Here is an 18,182-nt window from a genome sequence, read left to right on the forward strand (position 1 = left end):
ACTCCCTTTGCCTAAAACCGATTAATGATTTCACTATTTTGCTAAATCATCAGTCAAGACAATGTCCACAGGCAAAACAGTGTTAACATCCATTGGTGTCAAAAACAGACAAGCCAATGGCGGCACAGTGATAAGCGCGCTACAAGGCTGGCCTTGCCAAGGAAGAGCTTGAGGCTTGATAGGGTTGTCATTAACCACATTAGAGCCGTTATAGCAGGCTTTATCGCTGTTTAATGACTCTTCATAGATAACATCTTCAGGTAAGCCAATACGAAAGCCGTGATGAACTTCAGGAGTCATATTCACCACAACCACGACATGTTGATCAGCAGCTTGAGCGAATCGAGCCAACACCAACACGCTGTTGGCATCGTTATGGCAATCTAACCAACTAAAACCTGTGTGTTGATGGTCTAAAGCAAATAAAGCGGGAGTCGCTTGATAGAAATGATTCAAATCACGCACCCAATCTTGAATGCCTTGATGTGGACTATATTCAAGTAAGTGCCAATCTAAACTTTGATTATGATCCCACTCGTTACGCTGAGCGAACTCACTGCCCATAAAGAGCAGCTTTTTACCCGGATGCGCCCACATGAATCCAAAATATGCACGTAAAGTGGCAAATTTCTGCCAATCATCACCAGGGATCTTAGCAATTAACGCCCCTTTGCCATGCACCACTTCATCATGGCTAAGTGACAAGATAAATTGCTCGGTAAAAGCATAAACCAGTCCAAAGGTCAGCTCGTTATGATGGTATCGACGATATAAAGGATCGCGGCGCAGATAAGTTAATGTGTCGTTCATCCAGCCCATATTCCATTTATAGCCAAAACCTAAGCCATGATGCTCAGTACTTTGGGTGACACCGCTCCAGGCTGTAGATTCTTCAGCGATCATATCGATACCCGGAAATGCTGCGTACATGGCGCGGTTTAAACGTTTCAGAAAGGCAATGGCGGCTAAGTTTTCACGCCCACCCTGTTCATTAGGCAGCCATTGATCATGGGCGCGGGAATAATCTAAATACAGCATCGAAGACACCGCATCTAGCCTTAAACCATCAAAGTGAAACTCACTTAACCAATAATGGGCATTACTGAGCAGAAAGCTTTGCACTTCTGCTCGGCCATAATTAAAAATTAACGTATCCCAATCTGGATGCTCACCCAATCGGGGATCGGCATGTTCATATAAACAGGTACCATCAAAATGGGCTAAACCATGAGGATCTTTGGGGAAATGTGCTGGCACCCAATCTAAAAGCACCGCCAGCCCCTGTTGATGACACTGATCAATAAAGGCTTTAAGTCCACTAGGTTGGCCAAAACGATACGTCGGTGCATATAAACCTACTGGCTGATATCCCCACGAGCCATCAAACGGGTATTCGCTTATCGGCATTAACTGCAGATGAGTAAAGCCCATTTCTAATACATAGGGAATGAGCTCATTAATGAGTTGTTGATAATCATAGTAATCTTGACCTAACTCCCCACACCGACGCCATGACGCTAACTGCACCTCATAGATGGACATAGGTTGTTGATGGCTTTGACTGGTGAGGTGATTATTTTTAGTCTTTCGCTGGGTTAACCACAAGTCGTCTTGCCACTGATAAACCTCTTTTTCAGCAATCACCGATGCGTTACCCGGCGCGGCTTGCATCATAGTGGCATAGGGATCTGATTTTTCAATTCGATGTCCGTTAGCTAATTCAATACTGAATTTATAGTGCATCAGCGGTTTGGCATCAGGGATGAAAATATCCCATAAGCCACTGGCGGGATGACGACGAAGCCGGTGCCGACGCGCGTCCCAATGGTTCATGTCGCCTACTAACGAAACCTGTTTTGCATTGGGCGCCCATAGACAAAAATGGACTCCTTCAATTCCCTGATGGCTTGCCCAGTTAGCGCCTTGAAATTGATAGCCACTCAGTTGATTACCTTCATTAAATAAATACACATCCTTGTCGTTTAACAATGAAGCAAACTGATAAGGGTCAATAATTTCTTCAACGCTCAACGGATAAGTCACCCGAAGTAGGTAAATAAACGGCTTTTTACGTCTGGGAATAGCTGCTGAGTAAAACCCATTTGAGTTAAGTTGTTCTAAACTGGCAAGCTTACGATTAGTTTTTAAATCAATAACATCAACACTTATAGCTTGAGGTAAAAAACAACTTACCACTAAGGTTGTTGAATCTGCTTGACGATGCATTCCTAGTACAGAAAAAATATCAATATATTGTCCATGACTTATCGCATCTGCTATTGCAGCGTTAATTTTAGGGGCATTCGTGGTCATCATATTGGCTTCCATAAAATGAACTTTTGATGTTGAACGGGTTAAACAACTTTGTTGAAACATGCCGTTTTATGCCGCACAGCAGTAATTAACTGGCATCGTTGAGTAACTTGTTTATCTTGCTTTAAATGATCAATTGTTTTGGCTAAGCGTCGCTGCCAATTGGGAAATGACTTCCAGGTGCCAGGAATGTTGATACAGTGTTTATCAGCCATCAAATCGCTAAGTTGTACGCAAAACAGGCTCGCTTCACTTGTTGCCGCCACCATTAACCAAGCATCTAACAGTTGATCAAAGGGTAAGTCTTCCAACATCTTCATTGCTAAGGCATTATCTGGGCTTAACGCAACTAGGCTGGCTATTTGGGCAGATAACGCATTAAGTTCTGAGGGGATGGCAAAATCCGCGGCCATGAATGTTTTAAACCCCATATCAATCCATTGCAGTAATTGATAGCGCTCTTTTTCACGCAGGCGCAGCTCATCTTGGTATTGCTGCGGATGGGGGTATAACGTAAGGCGATCTCTGATATGTAAATCTTCGCCCTGCCACCAGCCTTTTAAAGGGGCGACATCGTGGTTGGCCAGCATCATCAAACTGTGTGACTTATGCTGCTGCGGAGCAATAAAGCCATCATGGTTTTGACTGAAGTAAAACAACTGGTTGGATAACAAGCGACTTTGTTGCATTGCTGCACTGATTTCAGGCGGGACAATCCCCAAATCTTCACCAATGACAATGCATTTAGCACGTTGACTCTCTAAACAGACAATTGCCAATAAGATGTCTAATGGATAATAAACATAAGCACCATTGCCTAAGGTTTTATCGAGCGGCCACCACCACAAACGCAGTAAGCCCATAACATGATCGATGCGTAAAGCCCCATACAACTGCATATTGCAACGCATCAGATCAATAAAATGACTAAAGTTATGTTGTTTAAGCTTGATTGGGTCAAGTGGTGTTAAGCCCCAGTTTTGGCCGGATGGAGAAAACCTATCTGCAGGCGCGCCGATACTGGCATGCGTACAAAACTGATCAGCGTGACTTTGTACCTCATTACCCTGCAAGATGGCACCAATAGCCAAATCACCAATCAGGCCAATCTTCATTCCTAACGACAAACAATATTGTTGGCAGTCTCTCAGTTGCGCTTCCGCAATAAATTGCAAATAGGCATAAAAATCAGCAGGCATAGCTAGCCATTCAGGCGCCTGTTTAATTTGGTCTTGACAAAAAGCACTTAACGAATGGCCCTGTTGGGCTTTAAAGGCAATAAATGAGGCATATCGTGCAGTCGAGTTAGCCTGCTCTTTTGAGCAAAATAATTCATACAACTTTACAAAAATCTTATATTTACACTCAAAAACTCTCTTATAATTGATTAATTTTGCATGATTTAAATTCATATCAAAACCAGCCAACTTATTATCTCTATCATCAACATCGTGTAGCTCATCTATATTGATATACAAGGGATTAAGGCGACGTCTGTCACTAGGACTATAAGGACTACAGTTATCAGGATTAGCGATATCAAGGGCGTGCAATGGGTTGAGCATGATAAAATCTGCTCCCTGCTGTGCACTATATTCAATCAGTTGCTTTAACGCTTTGAAGTCACCCATTCCATCATGGGTATCAACCGCACTTTTTAAACTGTAAAGTTGAATGCTTATTCCCCACGGCTTGTTATTGGCAGACTGGGTATTGGCAGGCTCTGCATTATCATTAGCTGGTTTTATTAGGCTTTGTCTGTTATCCATAATCTCGCCTTGATAACAGCTCTTAGGCGCAACCATTAATATACCCGCAGCGGGTTCAGGCTCATTGACGGCCAAATTGTGATTGAATTTTTTCGCAGAAACCTGATGGTAGCCTATTGGCAATGTCTCACTAATATAATCAGTTAAGGTAACTTGATAACGGCAATAGCGGATATTGTTATGGTGATAATCGCCAATAATTTGCAAGTTTTGAGTATGACATATCCACTGAAATGCTGTTTGCCCCGATGAAGTGACCGCGCCCTCTTCTAAAGTTAGCGTAAAGGCAATTTCTACAGACTGTTCGGGTAAATAAATTAAGATGACCGGGTGAGTTAAATGACAAAATTGAAATGAGGGTAATAAGGATAACCAGGGAGCCACATCAAGAGAAAATGTTTTGTCATTAAGGCTCGACTCAGTGATATCCAAAGCGGCTGATGGAGCAAGAGGGTTTAACGGCTCGGCATTTAAATTGGGCTTGGCCAACATAGAGGCTAAAATACCCAACCTGTCACTTGAGGCTATTTGAGCATGATGACCATGACAGTCAATATACTCTGCCCCTACACCTTGTAGATATAGTAACTTCTCCAGCCCCATATTTGTCTCCATGCCAATCACTCTCCAGTATGAGAGCAGTTACCATGCCAGCATTAAATAACAGTAAGAAGACAGATTAATGACAGTTATAAGACAATATTTATGACCTATTACAATAGGTTATAGCTTTACCATCATTTATGGCGACAACTGTTAAGTTGTAAGCTATGGCTGATTTGCACAATTTCAATGCAATAAATGCGCGATAAACGAGCATGAGAGTTGAACCTTGAATCTTGAATCTTGAATCTTGAATCTGTAGATAAGATCTGTAGATCAAAAAATAAAAAACCGCCTAACATATCAATGCTAGGCGGTTTTTATGAGACAGAGTTAACACCAACGCTCAATTTTATCTAAATGATTTAGGTTTACTCAGCGTCACTGGTGTCAAACAACAAAGGTTAAATTGACATAGCCAGTTCTGCACCTTGTCTGATAGCCCTTTTGGCATCTAACTCAGCAGCAACATCAACGCCACCAATTAAGTGAACGGGTAAACCCGTGGCTTTCATCTCATCCACTAAGCTACGATTTGACTCTTGTCCGGCACATAACACCACATTATCAACAGCAAGCACTTGAGATTCCTCGCCCACTTTGATGTGCAGCCCTTCATTGTCAAATTTTTCATAACTGACACCGGTCATCATATTCACTTCATGCTGCTTTAATACTGAACGGTGGATCCAGCCTGTGGTTTTACCTAAGCCTTTGCCCATTTTTGACGTTTTGCGTTGGAGCAGATAAATTTCACGGCTTGGGTGATGCTCGGCTTCGTCAGTCAGTCCACCCGCTTGTTGATATTCTTTATCTATGCCCCATTGCTTTAACCACTTATCAGGTTGCAAGGTTGAAGATTCTTTCTCACATAAAAAATGCGCCATATCAAAACCAATACCGCCTGCGCCAATTAACGCAACCTTTTGACCGATTTCAACTTCACGATTTAACACCTGTTGGTAATTCACAACTCGTGGATCATCAAAACCAGCTAACTTAAGATCACGGGGAACCACACCCGAAGAGATGACCACTTCATCAAATTTTTCTTGCTTTAACACTGCGGCATCTAACTTAGTGTTTAAACGTAAATCAACCTTGTGAAGCTTAATCTGATTGGTAAAGTAACGGATAGTTTCATTAAACTCTTCTTTACCTGGGATCTTACGTGCAAGGTTAAACTGGCCACCTACTTCGCTTTTGGCTTCAAATAACACCACTTCATGCCCGCGTGAAGCTGCATAAACTGAAAACGCCATGCCCGCAGGGCCAGCGCCCATTACAGCAATGCGTTTTTTATTGGTGGTAGGAACAAAATTAATCTCTGTTTCATAACAAGCACGAGGATTGACCAAACAGGTAGCGCGCTTCATTGAAAAAGTATGATCAAGACATGCCTGATTACAGCCAATACAGGTATTAATTAATTCACTTTGGTTAGCCGCAGCTTTATTAACAAATTCAGCGTCTGCTAAGAATGGACGCGCCATTGACACCATATCGGCTTGACCTGAGGCAATGATATGTTCAGCAATTTCTGGCGTGTTAATACGGTTAGTTGCCACTAAAGGCACCTTAACTTCTGTTTTCAGTCTTTGTGTTACCCAGGCAAACGCGCCTCTTGGTACGCTGGTCGCAATCGTTGGTACACGCGCTTCATGCCAACCAATACCCGTATTGATAATACTCACACCAGCCGCTTCTAACGATTTAGCTAATTCAACCACTTCATCCCATGTTGAGCCATTATCGACCAAATCCAACATAGATAAGCGGAAAACAATAATGAAGTCTTTACCCACTTTGTCACGAATGGCTTTTACAATCGCTAACGGAAACTTAACTCTATTTTGATAACTTCCGCCCCATTCATCGGTACGCTTATTGGTACGCGAGCTGATAAATTGATTAATCAGGTAGCCTTCAGAACCCATCACTTCTACACCGTCATAGCCGGCTTTACGGGCCAAGTTTGCACTGCTGGCGTAATCTTTAATGGTGTTATTGACTTGCCTTGCAGACATGGCTGAAGGAGTAAAAGGCGTGATAGGCGATTTAACTTTACTGGGTGCTAAGCTAAAAGGATGGTAACTGTAACGACCTGCATGCAAAATTTGCATACAGATTTTACCGCCAGCCTCGTGCACGGCATCGGTAACGATTTTATGTTTACTGACTTGCCACGGAAAACTCAATTGGCATGCATGTGGCGCAAGACGCCCGCGCATATTAGGTGCGATACCACCGGTAACAATTAAACCGACTCCGCCTGCAGCTCGCTCTTTATAAAACGCTGCCAGTTTCTCAAATCCGCCTTTTTCTTCTTCTAAGCCAGTGTGCATTGAGCCCATTAACACACGGTTTTTCAACTGTGTGAAGCCTAGATCTAAAGGTTCTAGTAGGTGTGGAAACGACATTCAAACATCCTTTTTAAACAAGTGATTGAAACCAGCATAACCTTAACGTTGTAAAAGCTCAATCTCTGAACGAGTAGATTGTCAAAATCGTTTACAATTCAATTTACCATTTGTTTGCATTTTCAGTTAGGATGACATCATTAGAATGTTAAAGGAGTGGCTGATGTCCGCTAAACCCCCGTTTTTACAAAGATTATTCACCTTACTTTGGAATATAATTAATACCACACGTAAGTTGATCATTAATTTCATTTTTTTCACTGTATTAGCAGTAATTATTATTGCCTTAGCCACATCAGAGGATGAAATTGTCGTCGAAAATGAAACAGCATTAGTGCTCGACCTCGCGGGTAATATTGTTGATCAAAAACGCTTTGTCGATCCTTTCGAAGCGATTTTGTCTCAAAGCAATAATGACAATCCCGATGCAGAAATACTGCTAGCTGACATTCTTTATGTTATTCAAAATGCCACTCAAGATACCCGCATCAGCACCATAGTACTGAATTTAAGTAACTTACGTTCAGCCGGTGTGAGCAAAATGACCGCTATCGGCAATGCCTTAAATGAATTTAAAGCCGCAGGTAAACAGGTTATTGCCATGGAAAATGGTTATAGCCAAAATCAGTATTTTTTAGCCAGCTATGCCGACACGGTTTTTTTAAACACCAAAGGCATGGTCAGTTTAGACGGATTAAGTCGCTACCGCCTATTTTATAAATCAGCATTAGAAAAACTGAAAATTAATACCCACGTTTTTCGTGTCGGCACCTTTAAATCGGCTGTTGAGCCATTTATCCGTGATGACATGTCGGACGCCGATAAAGAAGCCAGCAACCAGCTATTGGCCGATATCTGGGAAAGTTATTCAAGTATTGTTGCCAAAAACCGTGGCATCAGCCCTGATCAACTGGTGCTTGATACCGATGCTTATTTAGCACAGTTAGATAAAGCCGAAGGCGACAGCGCCCAAATGGCCATGAACATGCACTGGGTAGACAAATTAGTGTCGGCTGAACAATTCCGTCTAGCCATGATAGAACAAGTTGGCGCGAATAAAGACGGTGACTCATTCCGTCAAATTGGCTTTAATGATTATTTGTCGCTAACCGCGCCATTACCGCAATTTGTTGAAAAAGACTCTGTGGGTATTGTTGTCGCAAAAGGCAACATTCTTAATGGCGCCCAACCTGCGGGTCAAATTGGTGGTGAAACCACTTCAGAGTTTTTACGTAAAGCGCGTTTGAATGACAAGGTTAAAGCTGTTGTTTTACGTGTAGACAGCCCTGGTGGCAGCGCATTCGCATCTGAACAAATTCGTCAGGAAGTATTAGCCCTTAAAAATGCAGGTAAGCCAGTCGTTGTTAGTATGGGCAGTTTAGCGGCATCAGGTGGATATTGGATATCAGCAAGTGCCGATTATATTTATGCCACCCCGACCACATTGACAGGTTCTATCGGTATTTTTGGCATGTTCGCCACATTTGAAGATGCCCTAACCCATTTTGGGGTGAACTCTGATGGCGTAGCAACGTCAGATTGGGCCGGATTATCGCCAGTCCGCAGTTTGAACCCTAATGTTAAAGCCGTTATTCAGCGCCATATTGAGCGTGGTTATCATGAGTTTATCTCTCTGGTTGCCACCGAGCGTAATATGTCACTTGAGCAGGTAGACAGTATTGCTCAGGGACGTGTTTGGACGGGTACGCGGGCGCTTGAGTTGGGTCTTGTTGATGAAATTGGTGATATGAAGCAAGCAATAGCAAAAGCGGCTGAGTTAGCTGAAATGGACCAATTTGATACTAAGCTCATTGAACAGGAATTAACCACTGAGCAGCAATTTATTCAACAGCTTGTGGGGGCTTCTGCAGCCTATATTCCACAATCGGTACATAAATCTTCCATCCTTGAAACCATGTTAATGCAGTGGAGTGAAGTCATAGCAGACTTTGCTAAGTTTGATGATCCACAGGGAATGTACTTATATTGTGAGCAGTGTGATTTCTAAACCATAAATTAAACATTTGATAAAAAAAGCCTGCATTGCAGGCTTTTTTATATCGATTAATCAATATAACTCGTATAATTTACACAATTCGTAAAACTTCATGAGTAACACAATGACTAAGCGCGCAATTTACGTCGCCTATACAGGCGGTACCATAGGCATGCAAAAAACCGCTAATGGTTTTGCCCCTGTTTCAGGTTTCTTAACGGATTGCGTTCAATCAATGCCAGAGTTTTATCATGAAGAGATGCCCAGTTTCGTTATTCACGAATATAGCCCGTTAATCGACTCATCAAATATGGCCCCAACCGATTGGCAATTAATAGCTGACGACATTAAAGCCAATTACGAAAAATACGACGGCTTTGTGATCTTGCATGGTACAGACACCATGGCCTACACAGCATCGGCACTATCTTTTATGCTACAAGGGTTATCAAAACCTGTTATCGTCACCGGTTCACAAATCCCGCTGGCGCAGCTTCGTTCTGATGGCCAAACCAATTTATTAAACTCTTTGTATATTGCAGCCAACTACCCTGTTGCTGAAGTGTGTTTATTCTTTAACAATAAATTGTTCAGGGGCAATCGCTCAACCAAGGCCCATGCCGATGGTTTTGATGCGTTCGCATCGCCTAACTTCCCTTTGCTACTTGAAGCAGGGATTAAAATTAATATAAAAGCTGGCAAGATATCTGAGCCAACCAATTACCCATTAGACGTAGTAAGAATTAAACCCCAGCCAATTGGGGTGGTGACTTTATACCCAGGTATTTCCACTCAAATTTTTGAAAACATGCTCCAGCAACCGGTAAAAGCACTCATTTTACTCACCTTTGGTGTCGGCAATGCACCGCAAGATCCACAACTATTACAAGCCTTAAAAAAAGCAGATGAACGCGGTATCGTGCTAGTTAACCTCACCCAATGTTTTCAAGGTAAGGTGAATATGGGCGGATATGCAACGGGTAACTCACTGGCAAAAGCCGGAGTCATCAGCGGTATGGATATGACCATAGAAGCCGCCTTAGCAAAATTACACTATTTATTATCAAAAAATTTAACACCAGAAGAAATTAAAAAATCGATGCAATTAAACCTAATAGGCGAGCTATCCATCGATTAATAAATCACTTAATACTTTATATCAATTCATTGCTAAAATAATCAGCTCATCACTTGATGGGCTTTATTTTTGCTATCAATTTAATTGCTGTCAAAAACATCAGCTAAACTAACCTCCAACCTACCCACCTCAAAATTAACCTTTGCTCATATCTTGGAATGGATTCTGCCAAACGCATTCCAACCGAGACGGTTTTTCAAAATTGGATTGTAAGTCAATCACAAACCGAGCATTGATCTAGATTGCCTGCACTTGTTTTTTACAATGGCGCCTATTAGCGCGTATGCATTAATCACATTAACACAGTCGTTTACACCTTAAAATGCCTGCATCTCACTGTGCAAAAGCGCCTCTGACTTGAATAGTGCCATCTTAGTGTTAACCGATAAATGTTTTGCCGTGGGCATCCGCCTCACCTGCATTTGATGGCGCCTAAACACATTGAGTCGAAGTGCCCTGACATTTCAAAACAATGAAAATGTCAGGCAGCATTGTGATTTTTAGAAAGTTAGAACTCAGTTAGTACTAAGTAAGCCGCAACATATCTTCGTATGCTTTGAGATAACAACACTCTGGTTTTACTGCTAAATGACAGACGCAGCCGATGAAATTGTTGCTTGATTTAAATTTGACTACAAAAGCAGTCAACTTCCTAATACTTAACAAAATGACCCGCCTATTGATAGGTTCGAATTGAACCTAGATATATAATGTAAGACATTGAATTCAAGATATTTAAAACAATGAATTGTGAGTGAATCAATCGAGTATTGATTCATTAGACGTAAAAAAAGCGAGCCATTGGCTCGCTTTTATCAAATTGACACTATCATCAACAAGTCAGTAAATGACTAAATGTCAGCTTCTTTAAACTCAGCGATAGCTTCGCCTTTAAACTGCTTTTTTAATTCAGTTTTTGATAGTTCATTTATACCGCCACCCGCTGCAATGGTGAAATGGTCGGTCTGTTGCAGTTTGCGGGCTTGGTAAAGCATGATCACTTGCAATGTATGCTCGCGTTGGGCTTCAGACAACACAGTACCATCTTCCCATTTACCTAGCTCTGTGGCTGACACGAGTCTGAGATAAACTTCCTCTGGCATTTCATCAATGACTTTGTTGATATCATTCATACCGATTTCCGCTTATGTAGTACGAGTCTGACTCGTGTGATTAAATAACCTACAAAACCAATCACAAAACATGACACAGCTGCAATGGCTTGTATGCCTTGTGCTTGCTCTCCGCCCCAAAACCAGGCAACGGCTCCACCTATAAACAGTGTTAAACAAAACAAGCTATGGTTCATCAGCTTATTCGAATGTTGAATATGGCTGATTTTAGATAATGTTTCGGTATTTCCCGCCAAACTCACTTTGCAATGACTGCATTCTTTTGCTTGACTGGAAATCCGTTTTTGACACTTAGGACATTCAATTAACGCCATTAATGAAAACCCTTCTTAACTCATTATAAATCGTCAACTACGGCTAACATTGCCAGTAAAGACGCTTCACCTAGATAGATACTGCGCTCAGGTGACCAACCCACAAATGGATCTGATAAATTAGCGTTATCTTTAAATGGCATCTCTAGGGTGTTAGATAAACATTTAAAGGTATTGGCAACCCAATTAGAACCTACAGTTAAATTGGCTTTGCCTGGCTCATCTTTGTCGTAGCCATACTGAGTTTGAAAATCAGCACTGGCTAATTGTAATGAAGCAACAAATTTAGTTTGCAACTGCGCCATTTTATCTGTGTAGTTTGGTACACCTTCACAGCCAGCTAAGAATACGTAAGGTAAGCCTTCATCACCATGCACGTCATAAAATAAATCTACGCCGGTTTCTTTCATCTTATTAACGACGTAATACACTTCAGGGCTTTTTTCTAAACTTGGCGTTTGCCACTCGCGGTTTAAGTTAGTGCCTACAGCATTAGTACGAAGATGACCACGAACACTACCATCCGGGTTCATGTTGGGTACAACATAAAAGTTGGCTTTATCCAGTAAAGATTTTGACGTTGGGTTATCACCATCTAGCAGTTGGCTTAATAAACCTTCGACTAACCATTCTGCCATGGTTTCCCCCGGGTGCTGTCTTGCTGTGATCCAGATGTTTTTCTTGTCTTCGTCACCATCACCGATTTTCAATAATGTCATGTCACGGCCATCTAAGGTTAAACCAAGATGTTCTAGGCTAACCGATGGGTGTAATTGCACTTCGCTGATTAAATCTAAATGACGTTCATAGCTGTACGGTGCAAAATAGGCTATTTGAATTGCTTCGCAGTCTAGTTCAACTTCAATGGTTAACTTGCCATCTTGATAAGATGTAGGCACGCGAAACCACTGTTGGCGGTCGTAACTTGCTACCGCTTGGTAATCTTGCCAACCTTTAGGATAAGATGCGCTGCCAGCGTTATTAATATGCATGGTGTAGGTTTGGCCTACTGCACCTTCTAAACGAAAATTAAACCACTGATAAAACTCACCACCAAAATCAGGTTTGATCGCAAGTTGAATATCATCGTGTTTGTCGATATTAATGACTTCAATATTGCCGCCATCAAAATTTGCACTGATCCGCATAGATAATCCTTTAGTAAGTTGTACCGCTTATGCCGACACCTGATTGCAATTATTGCTGTTGTGTTGGCTATTTTTATCGGCATAGCTTACCAAATACGGTTATTTGTGTGAACTGTTAAAAGTTAAAGCTGTAACCTTGCCCTCTTACGGTGTTGATCAAATCACGCGATAAATTACGATCCGCTAATTTTTTACGTGTATTACTAATGTGCATATCCAGATTACGGTCAAATTTACCGAGTTTTTTATGTAATACCCGTTGTTGCAATTCTTCTTTGGTTACCACTTCGCCCTGACGTTCATAAAGGTATTTAAACAGTCGGTACTCGGTATTAGTTAAAGTAATTTTATGGCCGCTGCACGTTAATGAATACTCGGTATCATCAAATTCGATAATGGTTTGCCTAATCGCATTTTCGGTTAACTTACCGCGGCGTTTAATGACATTCATCCGCAGTTGTAGCTCTCGTATATTAAAGGGCTTAGATAAATAGTCGTCGGCGCCCATTTCAAAGGCATTTAACTTTTCTAGCACATCATTGGTATTGGCTAATGTGATAACCGGAGTGTGGCACTTACGGGCAACAAGCAGCCAAAAAGAATCCATTTTGGGAATGGCCAAATCGACTAATACTAAGTCAAATAATTGCGACTCTAAATGAACTAATGCTTGAAATGCATCATTAACAATGCAAATCTCATAACCTAAATCATTCAGTTTTTTACCAAAATCAAAGCCTGATTCAATTTTTTGTTCGATTAATAGTATTCTTCTCACAACACACCACAAATGATAACGATTTGCATTTAGATTACCATGTGATTGATGGGTTTTCTAGTTTTTGAATCAAAAAATCCCCCCTCTTGGTAGAGGCTTTTGATGATATTGCTAATTTTGTGATCAATATGCCCATTCCAGAAGGGTTAGCAAGCCTGACTTTATGCTTTGTTTACTGCACTTATTGGCTGTGATCATAATAAAAATTATCAGCTTATTTTAACTATGGATATTTATCGTTTTGGTTTTGGTTTTGGTTTTGGTATGAGAAAAATAAACCCTAGTAGAATTAAAAAAGCCTGAATATTCAGGCTTTTTTGAGGATAGATTAACTAACTAAATCTTACTTCATTAATTGACGGATATATTTAACCGGTGCACTGCCATAACTTAAAAAGGTTTCATGGAACTGTTTTAGGTCAAAAGCTTCACCCTGCTCAGTTTTCAGCTCTTCTCTGAAATCATAAATTTCACGGTAACCTGAATAGTAACTGGTTAATTGTACTTGGCTTAATGTAGCACGACGCCATTTGCCTTCCGCTTCAGCGCGTTGTTGAAACGCTTCATTTTCCATCAAGGCAATGGCTTCTTCTTCGCCCATTCCCTTAACTTGAATGCTGTAATCTAGAATAGTGTTGGCAATAACGCGTAAATTCCACTTGTAATACATTAGCCACATTTCAGGTTCAAAGTTACCGTAACCTTCTTCTAGCATCATACGCTCTGTGTATACTGCCCAACCTTCAACCATAGCACCGTTACCGAATAAGCTTTTAACTAGGCTTGGTGATTCATTCGAATACACTAACTGAGTGTAATGGCCAGGGATCGCTTCATGGATATTCAGTACTTGTAAAATCCAGTGATTGTATTCACGCAGGTAACTTTCGGCAGACTCATCACTCATGCCATCTAACGGAGTCACGTTATAGTATGTGTTACTGCTCTTTTCATATGGGCCAGGGGCACTAATGGATGCGCCAGCAAAACCACGCATATATTCAGGGGTTTCGCGAACCACTAACGGCTTATTTGGGTCAAGGGTAATGAGTTTCTTATCATTGACGAATTTCACCAATTCAGGAATTTGCTGACGCACATCATCAACAAAGTTTTCACGCTTAACATGGTTAGCCGATAACACATCAATCAACTGACGAATAGCCAACTTATCATCTTCAGGCTTAGGCGTTGCAATATGCTTAGACCAAATATCAGCGGTAATTTTAGCCATTTCTGCTTGCACACGATTTTTATCAGCTACCGCTTTTTCAAAAAGCTGTTTAGCCGTCATGCCAGCTTGAATATCTAAGGCAAACTTTTGCTCGTACAGTGCTTCACCAATTCTAAAGTCGCGTGCGCCCTCGGTTTGCAGTGTTGCTTCTAATGCAGTTAACCACTCAATGTGCTGGGTAATGGCCGCTTTAGCTGCCGAAAAACGCATGTCGAATAATTGCTTTTGCTCTGCCGTTAATCCAGAGGCCGACACTTTAGCGGCAAGTTCATCACTTAATACTGAAAATGCACCTTGGTTTTGCTGAATCGCTAGTTGGGTATGCGGTAAAGTCGGATTAGCAATGTTATCGCGTGCTGCTTGATAATATGCAGGCACATGTTCTAATCGGGCAACAACTGAGGTTAAACGTTCATCAAGAGGTGCAAAATCCTCATTGATGATTTGAGCAAATCCACCGGCCACATTGTAACTGGATGGATCCCATTGCCATGATTTAAAAGTATTGATATCCCACTCAAAGTTATTGACTAAGTTTTCAAGTAACTTGTAATCAATTAGCTCATTTGGCGTTAATGTCTTTTGATCAAATGTGGCTAGTTGCGCTTTATGTTTTGCCACAAAAGCTAATGTTTTATCTCTGCTAGCTTGGTTTGGCACTTCAAGGTAGCCATCATTAACATGTTTGCCGTTATACATTGCCCATGTTGGCGATAACTGCCATAAATCATCAATAAATGCCTGTGAAAAATCTGCAAATGACAATGTCATAGCTTGTTGAGTATTGGCAGCAGTTGTAGTGGTTGTTGTAGAAACGGCATTTGCCGAGTCATTACAACCGGCTAAGCCAGTTAGAGCAAATGCTACAGAAAGTGAGATTAACGCCTTTTTCATAACCAACCTTTATTGTTTTAGTTAATGTAACCAAACAGCCATAGTGTATAAAACTCAGTTGGCTATTTAGATAAAAATGTTTGCCAATAGTTAACCATCTTTTTTAACTTTTTGCATAAGTATTTGAACATTTGAAATGTCTTGTCACACAATTAAATCTCAATCAATACTCGATGAAATTGTGTCAATTTAACAATAATGTGGCTAAATGTATTTTGATAACCGCTTTGCATTTATACCCAAACAACTTGAAGATACGTGTTTCAGAGCTTCACCGTGTTTTCAATACTAGGCGCGTTAATGCGGCAATGTAGCTACCTTATAAATTAGCGCAACAACGCTCTTGATTTAAAAATCAGGGGAACACGGTGAAACTCCCTGAGGGCAAGTTTTACACGCGTTTATGCTGCGTTATTGATTTTGAAAAGGGAATAACCATTACCCGCAATCAATGCCTTGCCTAAACGCGTGTAAATTCTTGCTGAAATCGAGCATCTTCAAGTTGTTTGGGTATTTAACGAGGATTCGTCTTTAATTTATGATTAGCAAGTCAATACCAATGCCTGTTGACTTTAATAGATGATTTTTGCTGGTCGAAAATTTCAGCATAGATCAACAACCGTTTAGTTATGATCAAATCAGTTTGCTGGCAATTTTAAATCATCAAATTTAGCTTGAGGTTAGTGAGCTGATGACAAATGTCACTGGCAATCCAGTACTGAAAAATACATAGTATCAACACCATTACTGAATTTATTGATAGAAGGAATGAATATGAACGCGGCGACTTTGGCACTGCTTATCCCTATTTTAGCCATCATAGGGAGTTTTGTGATCAGCATAATGAAGTTAAGAGAAAAGCAATTATATGCTGCAAATGAATACCGTAATCAGTCAAAATCCGTTAATGAAGAATTACAAGCATTACGCGATAGAGTCGAAGTGCTTGAACGTTTGGTCACAGACGATGGATATGACTTATCACACAAAATTAACAATGCTTGATATTGATAATAGTATGTTCATTTGAAGCCATTATTCCCCTTACGCAGTGAACACAATAAGGGGAATGACATTTCTAATTACTTTTTAGGTGCGCCCCACGGATTTGGCGGTAAAGGTTTATCGCTATCATTTTTATCACGAGTGACTGACTTTTGTGCATCTTGCCGAGTGCCAGCGTGATTAATGTTTCCCCTCACCGCAGTTTTGCCCTTGTTTAAGGATAACGTGGCCTGGCTATTTTTACTGTCATTGGGTTTATGTCTGGCCTTAGGCACAAAATTTAACACCGAGATCGGGATCGGTTTTTTCGGTTCAAAACCTTCTATCACTCTGCGCTCAATCAGTTCACCTAAGCGACTTTCAATCATACACAGGTTTTTAAAATCATCTTTCGACACAAGCGATATCGCTAAGCCACTTGCACCCGCACGGCCTGTTCGGCCAATTCGATGAATATAATCATCGGCAGGAAACGGTAAGTCATAGTTAACCACCACAGGTAAATCATCGATATCAATACCCCTTGCGGCTACGCCTGTGGCAATAAGGTATTGAATATTACCTTGCTTAAAATCGGCTAATAGCTGCTCACGGATCACCTGACTTCTGCCACCATGAATACATTCGGCAATGATGTCGCGTTTAGCTAACTGAGTCACTAACTTCGCCGCGCCCGCTTTGGTTTCAATAAATATCAATGCCTGCTGCCATTGATGTTGTTGTATAAGATGACTGAGTAACGCAGACTTTTTATCTTTATCAACCGTGGTTAGCCATTGTTCGATTTTAGGTTTAGTCGCCACTTCTTTATTAAGCGTAATTTCAACAGCATTGCGTACGGCTGTTTTGGCAAGTACCCTAACCTGATTAGATAAGGTGGCTGAAAACAATAAGTTTTGTCTGTCTTCAGGTAACTTTTCTAATATTTTATTGATATCTTCAATAAAGCCCATGTCTAGCATGCGATCGGCTTCATCTAACACCAACACTTCAAGCTCATCAAAATGCAAAGCGCGTTGTGTGTATAAATCTAACAGCCTGCCCGGCGTTGCTACAACAATATCGACACCATCAATTAATGCCGCCTTTTGCTCTTTGAGATCAACACCGCCATACATCGCCATCGATCGCAAAGGCAAGCCCTTCGCGTAGCGTTCAATATTTTGATGTACTTGAGAAACTAGCTCTCGTGTCGGCGCTAAAATCAACGCACGCATTCTTTTCTTGCGTACCGTTTCCGCTTTTGCCAACTGATCTAAAATAGGTAACACAAAACTGGCGGTTTTACCTGTACCCGTTTGTGCTGCTGCAATTACATTTTTACCTTTAAGGATTTCAGGGATCGCTTTTTGTTGAATAGCGGTCGGAGTCTCGTAACCTAAAGCTATTAGGTTATCGACAATTGTGGGGTTTAACCCGAGAGATAAAAATGTCATA

Annotated in this window: 12 protein-coding genes; 3 read left to right on the forward strand and 9 right to left on the reverse strand. The window is 41.1% G+C overall.

The window, feature by feature from the left end; all coding sequences use genetic code 11:
• Positions 1-33: 33 nt before the first annotated feature.
• The 3 genes from glgB to IEY03_RS02685 form a co-directional block, all read right to left on the reverse strand.
• Positions 34-2,316: a 1,4-alpha-glucan branching protein GlgB gene (gene glgB / locus IEY03_RS02675; protein ID WP_188839782.1), complete on the reverse strand. Its 2,283-nt coding sequence runs from the start codon at positions 2,314-2,316 to the stop codon at positions 34-36.
• A 38-nt stretch (positions 2,317-2,354) separates the two neighbouring features.
• Positions 2,355-4,697 (reverse strand): 4-alpha-glucanotransferase, encoded by a 2,343-nt coding sequence (gene malQ / locus IEY03_RS02680; protein WP_188839783.1) that lies wholly within the window; start codon positions 4,695-4,697, stop codon positions 2,355-2,357.
• 392 nt (positions 4,698-5,089) lie between these two features.
• Positions 5,090-7,105 carry an oxidoreductase gene (locus IEY03_RS02685; RefSeq protein ID WP_188839784.1) on the reverse strand — a complete coding sequence of 672 codons (2,016 nt, stop codon included), beginning with the start codon at positions 7,103-7,105 and terminating at the stop codon, positions 5,090-5,092.
• 163 nt (positions 7,106-7,268) lie between these two features.
• Here IEY03_RS02685 and sppA point away from each other — a divergent pair, with 163 nt between their 5' ends.
• Positions 7,269-9,113 (forward strand): signal peptide peptidase SppA, encoded by a 1,845-nt coding sequence (gene sppA / locus IEY03_RS02690; protein WP_188839785.1) that lies wholly within the window; start codon positions 7,269-7,271, stop codon positions 9,111-9,113.
• Between the two features lie 112 nt (positions 9,114-9,225).
• Positions 9,226-10,239, forward strand: coding sequence for an asparaginase (gene ansA / locus IEY03_RS02695; RefSeq protein WP_188839786.1), 1,014 nt, complete (start codon positions 9,226-9,228; stop codon positions 10,237-10,239).
• Positions 10,240-11,090: 851 nt separating this feature from the next.
• On the opposite strand, the gene IEY03_RS02700 is transcribed toward ansA, so the two are convergent.
• The 5 genes from IEY03_RS02700 to IEY03_RS02720 form a co-directional block, all read right to left on the reverse strand.
• Positions 11,091-11,372 (reverse strand): YeaC family protein, encoded by a 282-nt coding sequence (locus IEY03_RS02700; RefSeq protein WP_188839787.1) that lies wholly within the window; start codon positions 11,370-11,372, stop codon positions 11,091-11,093.
• The gene (locus IEY03_RS02705) at positions 11,369-11,686 is read right to left on the reverse strand and encodes a zinc ribbon domain-containing protein (RefSeq protein WP_188839788.1); all 318 of its coding nucleotides are present in this window, start codon (positions 11,684-11,686) and stop codon (positions 11,369-11,371) included. Before IEY03_RS02705 ends, IEY03_RS02700 begins: the two co-directional genes overlap by 4 nt.
• Before the next feature lie 23 nt (positions 11,687-11,709).
• Positions 11,710-12,834, reverse strand: coding sequence for a M14 family metallopeptidase (locus IEY03_RS02710; RefSeq protein ID WP_188839789.1), 1,125 nt, complete (start codon positions 12,832-12,834; stop codon positions 11,710-11,712).
• A 115-nt stretch (positions 12,835-12,949) separates the two neighbouring features.
• Positions 12,950-13,612: a response regulator transcription factor gene (locus IEY03_RS02715; protein WP_188839790.1), complete on the reverse strand. Its 663-nt coding sequence runs from the start codon at positions 13,610-13,612 to the stop codon at positions 12,950-12,952.
• A gap of 343 nt (positions 13,613-13,955) precedes the next feature.
• Positions 13,956-15,740, reverse strand: coding sequence for a DUF885 domain-containing protein (locus tag IEY03_RS02720; RefSeq protein ID WP_188839791.1), 1,785 nt, complete (start codon positions 15,738-15,740; stop codon positions 13,956-13,958).
• A gap of 774 nt (positions 15,741-16,514) precedes the next feature.
• On the opposite strand from IEY03_RS02720, the gene IEY03_RS02725 reads away from it, so the two are divergent.
• Complete coding sequence (locus IEY03_RS02725) at positions 16,515-16,745, forward strand: hypothetical protein (protein WP_188839792.1); 231 nt, start codon at positions 16,515-16,517, stop codon at positions 16,743-16,745.
• Positions 16,746-16,822: 77 nt separating this feature from the next.
• Here the strand turns inward: IEY03_RS02725 and IEY03_RS02730 are convergent, their stop codons facing one another.
• Complete coding sequence (locus tag IEY03_RS02730; protein ID WP_188839793.1) at positions 16,823-18,181, reverse strand: DEAD/DEAH box helicase; 1,359 nt, start codon at positions 18,179-18,181, stop codon at positions 16,823-16,825.
• Between the last annotated feature and the right edge of the window lies 1 nt (position 18,182).

The organism is Shewanella aestuarii (assembly GCF_014647215.1).
Lineage (GTDB): Bacteria > Pseudomonadota > Gammaproteobacteria > Enterobacterales > Shewanellaceae > Shewanella > Shewanella aestuarii.

Excerpts from the sequence above, each read along its gene's own strand:
- glgB (WP_188839782.1), bottom strand. The coding sequence starts at position 2,316 with ATGATGACCACGAATGCCCCTAAAATTAACGCTGCAATAGCAGATGCG.
- malQ (WP_188839783.1), bottom strand. The coding sequence starts at position 4,697 with ATGGAGACAAATATGGGGCTGGAGAAGTTACTATATCTACAAGGTGTA.
- IEY03_RS02685 (WP_188839784.1), bottom strand. The coding sequence starts at position 7,105 with ATGTCGTTTCCACACCTACTAGAACCTTTAGATCTAGGCTTCACACAG.
- sppA (WP_188839785.1), top strand. The coding sequence starts at position 7,269 with ATGTCCGCTAAACCCCCGTTTTTACAAAGATTATTCACCTTACTTTGG.
- ansA (WP_188839786.1), top strand. The coding sequence starts at position 9,226 with ATGACTAAGCGCGCAATTTACGTCGCCTATACAGGCGGTACCATAGGC.
- IEY03_RS02700 (WP_188839787.1), bottom strand. The coding sequence starts at position 11,372 with ATGAATGATATCAACAAAGTCATTGATGAAATGCCAGAGGAAGTTTAT.
- IEY03_RS02705 (WP_188839788.1), bottom strand. The coding sequence starts at position 11,686 with ATGGCGTTAATTGAATGTCCTAAGTGTCAAAAACGGATTTCCAGTCAA.
- IEY03_RS02710 (WP_188839789.1), bottom strand. The coding sequence starts at position 12,834 with ATGCGGATCAGTGCAAATTTTGATGGCGGCAATATTGAAGTCATTAAT.
- IEY03_RS02720 (WP_188839791.1), bottom strand. The coding sequence starts at position 15,740 with ATGAAAAAGGCGTTAATCTCACTTTCTGTAGCATTTGCTCTAACTGGC.
- IEY03_RS02725 (WP_188839792.1), top strand. The coding sequence starts at position 16,515 with ATGAACGCGGCGACTTTGGCACTGCTTATCCCTATTTTAGCCATCATA.
- IEY03_RS02730 (WP_188839793.1), bottom strand. The coding sequence starts at position 18,181 with ATGACATTTTTATCTCTCGGGTTAAACCCCACAATTGTCGATAACCTA.